Raw genomic sequence first — 12,217 nt, forward strand, 5'->3', positions numbered from 1 at the left:
AAGCCACCATGAGCGAGCAACGCACCGCGCCCGCGGACGCGCCCGGCGCGACGCGGCGGGAGGTGAACCTCCCGGACGGCCGGCGAGTGTCGTGCACCAGCCCCGCGGAGGCCCTGCTCATCTGGCGGGAGGCCACGGGTGAGGGCCTGTACGGGCTCGCCGCGCGCCAACTGCGCCCCCGGGACACGGTGCTGGACATCGGTGCCAACATCGGGCTGGTGTCGATCGCCTTCGCCGATGCCCAGCGCCCCCTGCGGATCGTCTCCGCCGAACCGGTACCGGACGTCTTCGCGTGCCTGCGGGACAACCTCGCCCGCCACGTCCCCGGTGCGACCCCGGTGCGCACCGCCGTGGGGGCCGCGCCCGGCGTCCAGGACTTCACCTACTACCCGGCGGCCCCCGGCAACTCCGGCCTGTACGCGGACCGCGAGGCCGACGACGCCCTCACCAGGACGTTCCTGCGCCACAACGGCCTGGACGAGGAGGCCGTCGACATGATGGTCGAGGGACTGCACGAGGGCCGGAACATCCAGGTCCCCGTCACCACCGTCTCCGCGCTCATGCGCGAGCACGACCTGCGCTCCGTCGCTCTGCTCAAGGTCGACGTCGAACGCGCGGAACTCGACGTGCTGCGCGGGGTCGACGCCGAAGACTGGCCGCGCATCGGCGCCGTCGTGGCCGAGGTCCACGACGAGGGGGACCGGCTCGCCGAGCTGAGCGGGCTGCTGCGGGGCGCGGGCTTCTCCCTGCGGGTGCGACAGGACCCCGCGCTGGTCGGCACCGAGCTGTACGAGGTCCACGCCCACCGGGCCGGGCACCCGGCGGACGACGCCGCCGAGGAGGCGGGCCGGTGAGCGGCGAGTAAGCAGCGTGCGCTGATCGCTGCGGAGACGCTGCGCGTCGGCCCGCTCCCGGAGCGTACGGTGCTGTGAACCGCCGCGCCCTCAGGCCCCGTTCAGCCGCAGGGGCAGCCGCTCCAGCTTGCGCATGCCCGACACCGGCTGCCAGTTCAGCTCCTCCTGGCTCACGGCCAGCGACAGGGACGGCCAGCGGGCGAGCAGCCGGCCCAGGGCGACCTCGGCCTGGTGGCGGGCCAGCCCGGCGCCGAGGCAGTAGTGCGGGCCGGCCCCGAAGGACACGTGCGCCTCCCCGCGGGCCTCGTGCCGGCGGGTGATGTCCAGGCGCTCCCCGTCCGGGAACTCCCGGGGGTCGTGGTTGGCGCCGCTCAGCGCGGCCATCACCACGTCCCCCTTCTGGAACGACCCCCAGCCGAGGTCGGCGTCCTCGGTGACGTACCGCAGCCGCGACACCAGGACCGGCCCGCACCAGCGCAGCAACTCGTGCACGGCCTGCGGGATCAGCTCGGGGTCGGCGCGGAGCAGCGCCAGCTGGTCGGGGTGGGTGAGCAGCGCCTGCGCAGCGGCGGCGCCGAGCACACCGGCGTCGGCTCGGCGGTCATGGGCCACCCGGCGGAGTCGGTGGCCTGTCTGGTCCGCATCCTGGCGGACTTCGGCACGGGCATCACGGCGGGCGACCTCGTCCTGGCCGGCTCCTGGTCCGGCGCCGTGGACCTCCGGCCCGGCCAGGAGGTCCACGCCGACTTCGGCGCCCTGGGCACGGTGTCGCTCACCACCTAGTGCCGCTGGTCGTGCTCCGGCTGACGGGCCGCCGCGTAGCCCGCGCCGCGGCCCGTCGCGTGGGTCGTGACCAGTCCGTCGCGGACCCGGACGGCGATCTCGGTGAGGTCGGGGTCCTCGGCCGACGGGTGGTCGAGGGCCGCCGCGACAGTGCCGCCGTCGTCGAACACGACGCGGGCCCGCGGCAGTCGGTCGGCCGGGAACACCCGGCGCAGGCAGCCGACGAGGTCCACGATCCGCAGCCGCGCCAGGCGGCCGGTCTCGGCGGGGTCGCCCGTGACGACGACGACCGTCACCGCGTCCTCCGGCCCCGCCGAGCGCAGCGCGTCCTCGGCGGCGGAGAGGCGGCCCGCGCCCAGGACGACGACCACCCCGTCCTCGCCGAGGTCGACCGGGCGTCCGGTGATCTCGTCGCGCAGGCCGCCGGGCGGCGCCCACGGGGTCTCGGTCGAGCGCGCCGGATCGACGTAGGGCAGGTGCGGCGGCTCCCGGTCGTCGCCGAGGGCGAGGTCGGCGAGGTGTTCGGCGGCGCGCGCCAGGTCGAAGGGGTCGCCGACGCCGGGGGCGTTCTCCGCGACGGCGGCGGCCCCGTGGAGCAGGGTCAGGGCCAGCCCGGCGCGCCGCACCGTCCCGGCGCTCGGGGTGGAGCGGGGTTCGAGGGCCAGGGCGAGCAACAGCGCCTCGAACCGGACGAGTTCGGCGAGCGCGGCCCGCGCCGGCTCGGTCCCGAGGACCCCGGACAGCGAGCGCAGCTGCAGGTGGCCGCTCCCCGGGGAGTCGCCTAGGAAGGGCAGCCGTTCGAGCCAGACCCGGGCGAACGCGCCGAGCGCCTGTCCGACCGAGGCGGGCGGGTTCGCCGGGCCTTCGGCGGCGTCCCGGGCGCGTTCGGCGGCGTCGACCAGGACGGCGAGGTAGAGCGCGCGCTTGCCGGTGAAGTTGGAGTAGACGGCCCCCCGGGTCAGCTCGGCCCGCTCGGCGATCCGGTCGATCTTGGCCTCGACGTAGCCGAATTCGGCGAACTCCTGCCGGGCCGCGACCAGCACCGCCGCGCGGGTCCGCTCCTGCTGCTGCGCACGGGTCAGTCTCGCCACGGTGTCCCCTTCGTCTCCAGGTGTGTCATGATACAGGCGGCATTCAGATGATGAAGACATCTGGATGGCGCGAACATTGGAGTTGGTCGTGGACGACAACGGGTTCGAGGTCGACGGACTGATCAAGACCTTCGGCCGGACGACGGCCGTCGACGGGGTGAGCCTCTCGACTCCTCGCGGGCACGTGCTGGGACTGCTGGGCCCCAACGGCGCCGGCAAGACGACCGTCGTACGCGTTCTCGCGACGCTGCTGCGCCCCGACGCGGGCGAGGTGCGCGTGGCCGGGATCGACGCCCGGCGGAATCCGGCCGAGGTCCGCCGACGCATCGCGCTGTCGGGGCAGAACACCAGCGTCGACGACGAGCTGTCCGGGCGGTCCAACCTCGTCATGATCGGCCGACTCCTCGACCTCCGGCGCGGCGACGCCCGCCGACGGGCCGGTGAACTGCTGTCCCGCTTCGGACTCGACGACGCGGCCGACCGCCCCGTCGCCACCTACTCGGGCGGGATGCGCCGCCGCCTCGACCTCGCCGCCAGCCTGGTCGGCAGGCCCGAGGTCGTGTTCCTCGACGAACCGTCGGTCGGACTGGACCCGGGCAAGCGCGACGAGCTGTGGCAGCTGATCCGGGGGCTCGGCGAGGACGGCGTGACCGTCCTGCTCACGACGCAGTACCTCGAGGAGGCCGACGCCCTCGCCGACGGCATCACGGTCATCGACCACGGGCGGGTGATCGCCTCCGGTACGCCCACCGACCTCAAGCGCCGGATCGGCGGACACGCGGTCGTCCTCCGCCCGGCCGACGTCGCCGACCTCGACCCCGCCGCCGCCGTCATCGCCCGGGTCGCGGGCCGCGAGCCCGACCGCTCACGCCGTCAGGAACTCGCCGTGCCGGTCGCGGGAGACGCCGAGTTCTTCCAGATCGTCACCCAGCTCCGGGAGCGCGGCATCGACGTCGGTGAGATCGCCTTCCGCCTGCCCAGCCTCGACGAGGTCTTCCTGGCCCTGACCGGAGCCCCGACCGCCGACGTCGCCGCCGAGCCCGCCACCGACGCCACCGCTGACGCCGAGGAGGCAGCATGACCGCCACCGCCGCGGCCACCACCACGGCCGCCGCCCGCCCCCGACGCCTCGCCGTCCTGCGGCACAGCGCGGTGCTCGCCCAGCGCAGCCTCGCCAAGACCACCCGCAACCCGGGACCGATCATGAACGGCGTGGTCACCCCCGCGCTGTTCATGGTCCTGTTCCTCTACCTGTTCGGCCGCCCGGTCGCCGGCTCCACCGGCGACTACCTGCAGTACCTGTTCCCCGGAATCGTCGTCATGGGCGCCGGACTGGCCGGCATGATCTCCACCGGGTCGGCCATCAACCTCGACCTGAAGAACGGCGTCACCGACCGGTTCCGCAGCCTCCCCATCAGCCGTACGGCACCGCTCCTCGGCTCCGTGGCGGCCGACATCCTCCGCTACCTGATCGCCGTCGCGATCCTGTTCGTCGTCGGCCTCGCCCTCGGATTCCGCGTCCACGGCGGCATCGGCGCCGCGCTGGGGGCGACCGGACTCGCGATCCTCTTCGGGTTCTGCCTCAGCTGGGTCACCGTGTTCCTCGGTGTCAAGGTCAGGAGCGCCGAGGCCGTGCAGGCGTTCAGCTTCATCGCCTTCCTGCCGCTCCAGCTGGGCAGCAGCCTGGCCTCCCGGACCGACACCCTCCCCGGATGGCTGGGGGCCTGGGCGGACGTCAATCCCGTCACCCACGTCATGGACGCCTGCCGTGCGCTGCTCAACGGGACGCCGGACGACGGAAGCATCGGCCGCACGCTGCTCTGGTCGGCCGCCCTGTTCGTCGTCTTCTGCCCCCTCGCCGTGCGCGCCTACGGCCGCCAGGAATGACGACCAACGCCGCCCACGACGCACCCCACCCCAGGAGAGGAGCACCCATGACCCGTCAGCGGTGCTCCGCGGCCTGGAGCGCCTCGGAGAGGTCCTCCCGGGAGACGATGTCGAGCTTCCGGTACGCCTGGGTGAGGTGCCACTCCACCGTCTTGACCGTCACGAAGAGCTTCTGGGCGATGTCCCGGTTGCTCAGGCCCTCGGCGGCGAGGGTCGCCACCCGCTCCTCGGAGGGCGTCAGGACGGACGGTGACCGCTTGCGGCGGCGAGGGTCGCGGGCCGGGCTGCGGGCCGGGTCGCCGAGGGACAGCAACTCCTCCCGGATCCGCCCGTGCAGGGAGGACGCCCCGCACTCCACGGCGAGTTGGGCGGCGAGCCCGAGGTGCTCGCGCGCCGTCGGGGTCCGGCCGGTGCTGCCCAGCAGCCTGGCGTGGACGTAGAGGGTGCGGGCCCGTTCGAGGACGGCCGGTGAGCCGTCCAGCAGGCCGACGGCCTCCTCCAGGAGCCGGAGGGCGCGGTCCGGGGCCGCGGTCGCGGCGAGGGTCCGCAGCACCACGGCCAACGGGCGGGCCGCTCCGAAGGCGCGCGCCCGGGCGAGCTCCTCCTCGCCCAACTCCTGTGCGTCCCGCACCCGCCCACTGCTGTGGAGGGCCGTGACGAGCGGGGTCCACCTCCCCACCGACCCGGCCGCCGGGCCGAGTTCGGCGTCCAGTCGCCGTCCCCTCAGCAGGTCGGCCACCCCGGCGTCGGTCTGCCCGAGTGCGAGCCGCAGCCGTCCGCGAGCGCGCAGCAGGGGGAGGTGGACGGGGGTGTCCACCTCGGCGTCGAGCAGCTCACGGCTCGCCAGTTCGGCGGTGGCCCGCTCCAGTTCGCCCAGCTCGATCAGCGACTCGACCAGGGCGGCCGCCGCGATCGGTTGCGCGATCGTCGGGCGGCCCGCCGACTCGCTCGCCTCCAGCGCCGTCGCGACGAGCTCGGCGGCGGCCGGAACCCGACCGAGCTGCAGCTCGACGGACGCCCGCAGACAGTCGTCGAGGTGGAGGAGGTGGACCCCCCGGCGCCGGGACTCCTCCGACACCGTCCGCAGGGCGCGGTGCGCTTCGGGGAGCCGGTCGCAGGCCGCCAGGGCCCAGGACGCGGTGAGGGCCGCGCCCCAGCTGACGCCGCCCTCGCCGGGCAGACCCGCCCGGCGCAGGACCTGCTCGGCCGAGTCCGCCGTCCGCCGGGCGTCCGTGCCGTTCCACAGGTCGTCAAGGAGGCCGTGAAGGTCCCAGGGCAGGCCCGTCCCGGTCGTCCGCTCCCGAATCCCGGCCAGGCGCTGCCGTTGGAGGTCGCGCGCGCCGGGCGACAGCCTGCCGATCCAGGACAGCGCGTCGTGCAGGTCCGCGACGGTGTCCGAGGCGGGGAGTTCGACGATGGCGTCGGCCAGGACGGTGACGGCCTCCTCGAACCGGGAGCCGGCCGCGAGCGCCCAGGCCAGGTCGCGGGCGACGGCGCCGCGCGCGTCCGGAGCGGACGTGAGCTCCAGGGCCTCCCCGAGGTGGGCGGCGGCCGCCTCGTGGTCGACGGGCAGCTCCGCCGCGCCGAGCTGGCTCAGGACCATCGGCAGATCGCGGTCGGCCGGGGGCTCGCGCAGGGCGCGGCGCAGATAGCACACGGTGCCCCGCTCGCCCCGCGCGGTCGCCGCGGCGGCGGCGTCGAGCAGGCTCCTGACGGCCCGCTGATCGGCCCGGGCCGGCGCCTCCAGCAGGTGGCCGGCGATCCGCTCCGGCGAGGCCCCGGTGGTGGCCAGCGCCCGTGCCGCGCGGGCGTGCAACCGGCCGCGGGTGACCAGCGGGGTGCTGGCGTCCACCGCCGTGCGCACCAGCGGATGGGCGAACCGCAGTTCAGGCCCGTCGACCAGGATCTCCGCGTCGATCAGCGCGGCGAGCGCCTCGTCGACCCCGGCGTCGCCGCGGCCGGTGGTCTGCTCCACCACCAGGGGCTCCGTGGCCCGGCCCAACACCGCCACCATCTGGGCCAGTTCGAGGGACGGCTCCGGCAGGCTGCGCAGCTTGCGGACGATCCACCGTACGAGACTGCGGGGCGCGCGTTCGGTCAGCCGGTCCGCGCCCGCCCCGGCGGGCCGCCCGGTCCCCGCGGCCGCCTCGTCGATCACGGCCCGCACCAGCATCGGGGTACCGCCGGTCGCTTCGAGGAGCGACTCGGCGACCGCCCGGGGGTCCGGCCCGCCGACGGTCTCCGCGACGACCTTCTCCAGCGCCCGCAGGCTCAGCGGCGCCGGCCGGAGCACCGTCGACTCGAAGGAGGTGACCACGGCGCCCAGCAGATCGGCGGCCGGACCGGGCCCCCGGGGCTCCATGGCGACGGTCAGCACGATGGGACTCCGCCCCACCAGGGCGGCGAGATAACTGAGGAACCGCAACGAGGGCAGATCGGCCAGTTGCGCGTCATCGACGACGAGAACCAGCCGCCGCTCACCGGCGAGGTCCAGAAACACCCGGTGCAATTCGTGCAGCAGCGCGTGCCATTCCGCGGGATGTGCCTCGTTGAGAAGTTCACCGTGCAGCAGGTGCGCGACGCGCGTTGCCTGCAGACGGGCGGAAAGATTCCCGCCCGGAATGTCCTCGGAGGCGGATTCAACCAGCTGAGCGACTGCTCCCAGGGAGAACGAGGCCTCGAATTCGTTCCCCCTCGCGCGGAGTACCAGGAACTTGCTGTCGACGGCCTTGCAGTGCAGGTGGTGGAGGAGGCTGGTCTTGCCCGTGCCCGGCGCGCCCTCAATTGCGATGACCCCACCGAATCCGCCGCTCAGATCGTCGAGTCTTCTCTCGATCTCGGATATTTCTGATTGGCGTTCGAGAAGTTCTGTGCGCGCCCCGCCAAATAAATTGGTTAACACGGTCAGCGTTTCCTCCGCCCCGCCCGGCCGAAAACAATTGACTGCTGTTCTGCATGGAGAACATGGGCGAATCCGACGCTACACGAATCCCGCCCGAGCGTCCAGGACGACTTTGAGAGTGGTCGAACTTGGCGGCTGAGCGGCGGTTGCATCCGGCGCCCGGTGACTTTGAGTGACTGATAAGTCTCGGCGGTCGAGCGCTCGGAAAGTAGGCATTTCGCGAAGGAATTGTGGATTCCGCGCCGATTGAATGCGGCTTGGGAGTGTCTTGACCTCCCGCCCCCCATTGCGGGGCCGGTGCCGGGGGAGCGGCCCCGGCACCGGCCCGTCAGTCCCGCTACCTCCAGGTGTCGTTCAGCGTCACCGCGCCCGAGGCTCCCGTCGTGTACGTGCGGTTGGCGCCGGACTCCCAGGTGACGGCCCCCGAGGCGTCCTTGACGAGGTACTTGTACGCGAAGGACGTGCCGGCCGGGAGGGCGAGCGTGGCCGTCCAGTTCGGGTAGGCGGCGGAGGACAGCGGGACGGCTCCGGCGGGGTTCCACTGCCCGAGTTGGGCGAGGGAGCCGACGAGGTAGACGTTCTGGCCCCAGGTGGTGGTCCTGTTCTCGCTGAAGGTGACCGTGACCTGTCCCGAACCGCCGCCGTTCCACGTGTCGTTCAGGGCTCCGGGACCGGAGCCGGTGGTGGCGGTGCGGTTGCTCCCGGACTCCCAGGTGACGGTTCCCGCCGCGTCCTTGACGAGGTACTTGTACGCGAAGGAGGTCCCGGCGGGCAGCGTGACGCCGCTGCTCCACAGCGGGTAGCCGGCCGAGGAGAGCGGGATCGCGGCGGCCGGCGCCCAGTTGCCCAGCTGCGGGAGCGAGCCCGTCAGGTAGACGTTCTGGCCCTGGGTGGTCGTCCTGTTCACGGTGAAGGTCTCGGAGACGGTCGCGCCGGTCGGGGTGCTGGTCGGCGTGCCGGTCGGAGGCGTGGTGGGCGGCTGTGTGCTCGTGGTCGCGGCGTACAGGGCGACGGCGTCGCCGGGGCCGACCGTGACGGAGGCGTTCCCCGCGCCGTCGACGGTGACGGTGGGGCCGGTGCAGGCGCTCCCGTTGACGTCCCCGTGGACGACGTCGCAGTACGTGCCGGCGGCCAGCCCGGTGCCGAAGGTCCGGGTGAGCGCGGAGGCGCCGTTGTTGATGGCGACCCAGCCCTTGCCACCGCGGCTGAAGGCGATGGCGTTGTTCCCGTCGTCCCACCAGTTCGCGACGGCCTCGCCGCGCACGGCGTTGTGCCAGCCGACCATGTTGGCGACGGCCCGGTCGCGGTCCGTGCAGGCCCACCGGCCGCTGCCGCAGTCGGTGTCCGTCACGTAGCCGTTCGCGTCGGCGGGCGGCGAGTCGTCGCGGTTGGCGAAGCGGAAGCCGGAGTAGACCTGCGGTGTCCCGTGCGGCCAGGCCAGCTCGAAGACGTGGGCGAGGGTGTACTTGGCGCCGTCGTTGTAGGTGAGCGTGGTGCGGTCGCGTTCGAGGTCGTGGTTGGTCACCATGACGGCGGACCTGTCGCTCGGCTCCAGTCCCCAACTCGGCCCGAAGGTCTTGAGGTTGGCGATGCTGCCGTTGAACTGCTCCTTGAGCTTGGTGGCGTAGGTGAACTCCAGGACGGAGCCGTTGCCCTCGAAGGCGGCCGGGGCGAGCTGCCCGCTGCCGCCGGGGAAGATCTCCTGGTAGACGTACGGCCTCGCACCCCAGGTCGTGGTGCGCAGCCGGGAGAGGATGTTCGCCATGTCGGCCTGCGCGATGTGTTTGGCGGCGTCCATCCGGAAGCCGTCCACGCCCGCGTCGATCAGGCTGTTCAGGTAGCCGGCGAGCTTGCCCCGGACGGAGTCGCTCTCCGTGTTCAGGTCGGACAGGGAGAGCAGCTGGCACTCCTGGACCTGGGTGACGTTGTTCCAGTCCTTGATGGTGAGGTCGGAGTTCGGGCACGGCGGTGAGGAGTGGAAGTCCGACGGCCCGTACGGCACGTCGGCGTACGTGTACGAGGTGGGGCTGAAGCTCGCGCCCCCGTACGAGTCGGTGCTGCTCTGGTTGGAACCGGCGGTGTGGTTGAGGACGGCGTCCGCGTAGACCTTCACCCCGGCGCCGTGGCAGGCCGTCACCATGGCCTTGAACTGGGCCTCCGTGCCCATGCGGCTGTCGAGCCGGTAGGAGACGGGCTGGTACACCTCCCACCAGGGGTGCCCCGGGACCCTGATCGAGTCCTGCGGGGGAGCGACCTGCACGGCGCCGTAGCCCTTGGGGCCGAGGACGTCGGTGCACTCCGAGGCGACGGAGTTCCAGTTCCACTGGAACAGGTTGGCGATGACGTCCCCGCCGTTCGGTGTGGCGGCGGCGTGCGCGGCGCCCTGGACGGCCAAGGGGAGCAGGGAACCGGCGCTCAGCGCGACGGCGGCGAACAGCCCCACCCGGCGGCGGTGCGCTCTCCGGGGCGACGGCGGCGGCAGGGGTGAGGGCGCCGGGGCGCGACGGGGTGAGGACATCACAGGACTCCCAGGGGTGGTGGGCGCGTGGGGGACCGGCCGGGTGGCGGCCGTGGCGCGCGGCTCGCGCCGAGGCACGACGGCCTGCGGCCGTGGGGGCCGGCTCCGGTCCCGGCCGGGTGGCAGGAGTAGACAATCCCGGTCGCTCCCACGGGTCGTCAAGGGTTCCTGCAAAGTCATTCGGCAACTTTCAGCAAGGGATTTCCTCGCGGGCGTGCCGCCCCGGGGCCGCCGCGGCTCCGGCCGGCCCGGAGCAGCCCCCCCGCCTCCGGGCAGGTCGTCGTCGACCGTCGAATGGGCCCAAGGGGTGGGGTCCGTGGGCCACTTGTTTCGGAAGTGCGGCGGGGGGAGGGGCGGAGAGGCCGCTCGGGACCGTACGATCGGCGGATGTCTGACTTGACGGAAACCACGCCCGGTTGGCTGGCCCCCGAGGAGCTGGAGACCACGCGGGCCAAGATGCCGATCCTGTACGTCGAGGCCGTGCCGGTCCGCGTCGACGACACGGGGGAGGTGACGGAGATCGGGCTGCTGCTGCGGATCGGTCCCGACGGGACGGTCACCCGCACGCTGGTGTCGGGGCGGGTGCTGCACCACGAGCGGATCAGGGACGCGCTGTTGCGGCACCTGGAGAAGGACCTCGGGCCGGTCGCGCTGCCGCGCATCCCGGCTTCGCTGCAGCCGTTCACCGTCGCCGAGTACTTCCCGACGCTCGGCATCACCGAGTTCCACGACCCGCGCCAGCACGCGGTGTCGCTCGCCTACGTCGTCCCGGTGTCGGGGGACTGCCGGCCGCGGCAGGACGCGCTGGACCTCGTCTGGTTCAGCCCGCAGGAGGCGGCCTCGGAGCTGGTGCTGCAGGACATGCCGGGCGGGCAGGGCGCGTTGCTCAAGCGGGCGCTCGCGCACATCGGCTGCCCGACCTGACGCGGGAGGAGCCCCGGCCCGCGGGCCGGGGCTCCCTCCTGCCGTACGGGCCTCAGGGGCGCGCCGGTTCGCGTTCCGCCGTTGTCGCCGTCGCCGTCGTCCCGGCGGCCTCGGGCCCGGCAGTCCCGGGTTCGGTGCCCTCGGGCTCGGCAGCCTCGGGCTCGACGGCCCGGCCGAGCTGGTCCGGCGGGTAGAACCGGCGGGCCCAGTGCCGCAGGGCGCCGATGGGCCCGTCGCCGGCGGCGAGCTTGGGCGGCGTCAGGTACTTCTTGGTGGACCAGATCGGGAAGTCGGCGGCGGTGAACTCGCAGTTGCGCTTGAACATCGGGCCCGCGAGCAGCGTGGTGACCGTCCGGCTGAGCGCCCGGGCGACGGCCGGCGGCAGGCTGCGCGGCTCGGCGAGCGTGAACCGGCTGGCCTGGCGCAGCTGCATGCGGGTGGGGCTGACCTGGGTGGCCATCACGAGGGAGCAGATCTCGATGCCGAGCGAGGGCGTGCGCACGTCGGTGTGCAGGCAGCTGAGGCCGTAGCCGTGGACCTCGACGTCGACCTGGCGCAGGCCGATGAGCGGGAAGGTCTCCTGGACGCGCATCGAGACCCGGAAGCGGTGGCCGTCGAACTCGACGGGGGCGGCCAACTCGCCCTGGGGCCAGCCGTGCAGGGTGACGAAGTGGCCGAGGTCGACGGAGTTCTCCATGACGTCCTGCGCGTAGCCGGGCATCTCCCAGGCGGCGTGGCGCAGCGGCTGGTCGTCGAGCAGGTGCCAGGAGGGGATCTCCCAGTCGGGTTCGCGGCCGTCGTGGTGGCGCCAGACGAAGACGGCCTCGTTGACCTCGCGCACGGTCAGGTGGGTGAGGGCGGCGCGGGGCGGCGGGGTGTCGTAGCCGGTGCGCACGCACTGCCCGTCGGGGGCGAAGGCGAACTTGTGGAAGGGGCAGACGAGTTCCTCGCCGTCGAGCGAGGCGAGGCCGAGGTGGGCCCCGAGGTGCGGGCAGTACGGGCGGATCGCGCGCAGCCGGCCGCCGCGGGTGCGGTACAGGACCACGTCCTCCCCGGCGAGTTGGCGGGTGAGGACCTTGCCGGGCGGCAGTTCGGCGGAGAAGGCGAGCGCGGCCCAGCCGTCCGGGTAGGGCAGGCCCTGCGGCAGGGCGCGGTCGGCGGGGGTCGGGGTGTCGCTGACGGGGTGGACGTGGGGGTGGGACACGTGCATGAACTCTCCTGTCAGGGCCTGTCCGCCGCCGCCCGTCCCAGGCGATTA

Annotated in this window: 10 protein-coding genes and 1 pseudogene; 5 read left to right on the forward strand and 6 right to left on the reverse strand. The window is 73.4% G+C overall.

Annotated elements, in window-relative coordinates; all coding sequences use genetic code 11:
* Positions 1 to 8: 8 nt before the first annotated feature.
* Entirely contained in the window at positions 9 to 854 is an 846-nt protein-coding gene (locus ACIRRS_RS09930) for an FkbM family methyltransferase (protein ID WP_402967371.1), read from the forward strand.
* A 90-nt stretch (positions 855 to 944) separates the two neighbouring features.
* Here ACIRRS_RS09930 and ACIRRS_RS09935 read toward each other — a convergent pair whose 3' ends face one another.
* Positions 945 to 1,466 (reverse strand): cytochrome P450, encoded by a 522-nt coding sequence (locus ACIRRS_RS09935; protein WP_402967374.1) that lies wholly within the window; start codon positions 1,464 to 1,466, stop codon positions 945 to 947.
* Between ACIRRS_RS09935 and ACIRRS_RS09940 the strand changes: the two genes are divergently transcribed.
* Entirely contained in the window at positions 1,458 to 1,637 is a 180-nt protein-coding gene (locus ACIRRS_RS09940) for a hypothetical protein (RefSeq protein WP_402967377.1), read from the forward strand. The genes ACIRRS_RS09935 and ACIRRS_RS09940 overlap by 9 nt on opposite strands.
* On the opposite strand, the gene ACIRRS_RS09945 is transcribed toward ACIRRS_RS09940, so the two are convergent.
* Positions 1,634 to 2,728 carry a TetR family transcriptional regulator gene (locus ACIRRS_RS09945; protein WP_402967380.1) on the reverse strand — a complete coding sequence of 365 codons (1,095 nt, stop codon included), beginning with the start codon at positions 2,726 to 2,728 and terminating at the stop codon, positions 1,634 to 1,636. The genes ACIRRS_RS09940 and ACIRRS_RS09945 overlap by 4 nt on opposite strands.
* A 64-nt stretch (positions 2,729 to 2,792) precedes the next feature.
* On the opposite strand from ACIRRS_RS09945, the gene ACIRRS_RS09950 reads away from it, so the two are divergent.
* Both ACIRRS_RS09950 and ACIRRS_RS09955 read left to right on the forward strand, forming a co-directional pair.
* A complete protein-coding gene (locus tag ACIRRS_RS09950) occupies positions 2,793 to 3,809 on the forward strand; it encodes an ATP-binding cassette domain-containing protein (protein WP_402967383.1) in 1,017 nt (338 codons plus the stop codon).
* Positions 3,806 to 4,615, forward strand: a complete 810-nt coding sequence (locus ACIRRS_RS09955) for an ABC transporter permease (RefSeq protein WP_402967386.1) — start codon at positions 3,806 to 3,808, stop codon at positions 4,613 to 4,615. Before ACIRRS_RS09950 ends, ACIRRS_RS09955 begins: the two co-directional genes overlap by 4 nt.
* A gap of 55 nt (positions 4,616 to 4,670) precedes the next feature.
* On the opposite strand, the gene ACIRRS_RS09960 is transcribed toward ACIRRS_RS09955, so the two are convergent.
* From ACIRRS_RS09960 to ACIRRS_RS09970, 3 genes and pseudogenes are all read right to left on the reverse strand, one after another.
* Complete coding sequence (locus ACIRRS_RS09960; protein WP_402967953.1) at positions 4,671 to 6,992, reverse strand: LuxR C-terminal-related transcriptional regulator; 2,322 nt, start codon at positions 6,990 to 6,992, stop codon at positions 4,671 to 4,673.
* A 39-nt stretch (positions 6,993 to 7,031) separates the two neighbouring features.
* Positions 7,032 to 7,517, reverse strand: a pseudogene (locus tag ACIRRS_RS09965) (ATP-binding protein); the annotation flags it as partial.
* 337 nt (positions 7,518 to 7,854) lie between these two features.
* Positions 7,855 to 10,035: a carbohydrate-binding module family 20 domain-containing protein gene (locus ACIRRS_RS09970; protein WP_402967389.1), complete on the reverse strand. Its 2,181-nt coding sequence runs from the start codon at positions 10,033 to 10,035 to the stop codon at positions 7,855 to 7,857.
* A 387-nt stretch (positions 10,036 to 10,422) separates the two neighbouring features.
* Between ACIRRS_RS09970 and ACIRRS_RS09975 the strand changes: the two genes are divergently transcribed.
* Positions 10,423 to 10,959 (forward strand): NUDIX hydrolase family protein, encoded by a 537-nt coding sequence (locus ACIRRS_RS09975; protein ID WP_402967392.1) that lies wholly within the window; start codon positions 10,423 to 10,425, stop codon positions 10,957 to 10,959.
* 52 nt (positions 10,960 to 11,011) lie between these two features.
* Here ACIRRS_RS09975 and ACIRRS_RS09980 read toward each other — a convergent pair whose 3' ends face one another.
* Entirely contained in the window at positions 11,012 to 12,169 is a 1,158-nt protein-coding gene (locus ACIRRS_RS09980; protein WP_402967395.1) for a Rieske 2Fe-2S domain-containing protein, read from the reverse strand.
* Between the last annotated feature and the right edge of the window lie 48 nt (positions 12,170 to 12,217).

This window comes from Kitasatospora sp. NPDC101183, from assembly GCF_044767945.1.
Lineage (GTDB): Bacteria > Actinomycetota > Actinomycetes > Streptomycetales > Streptomycetaceae > Kitasatospora.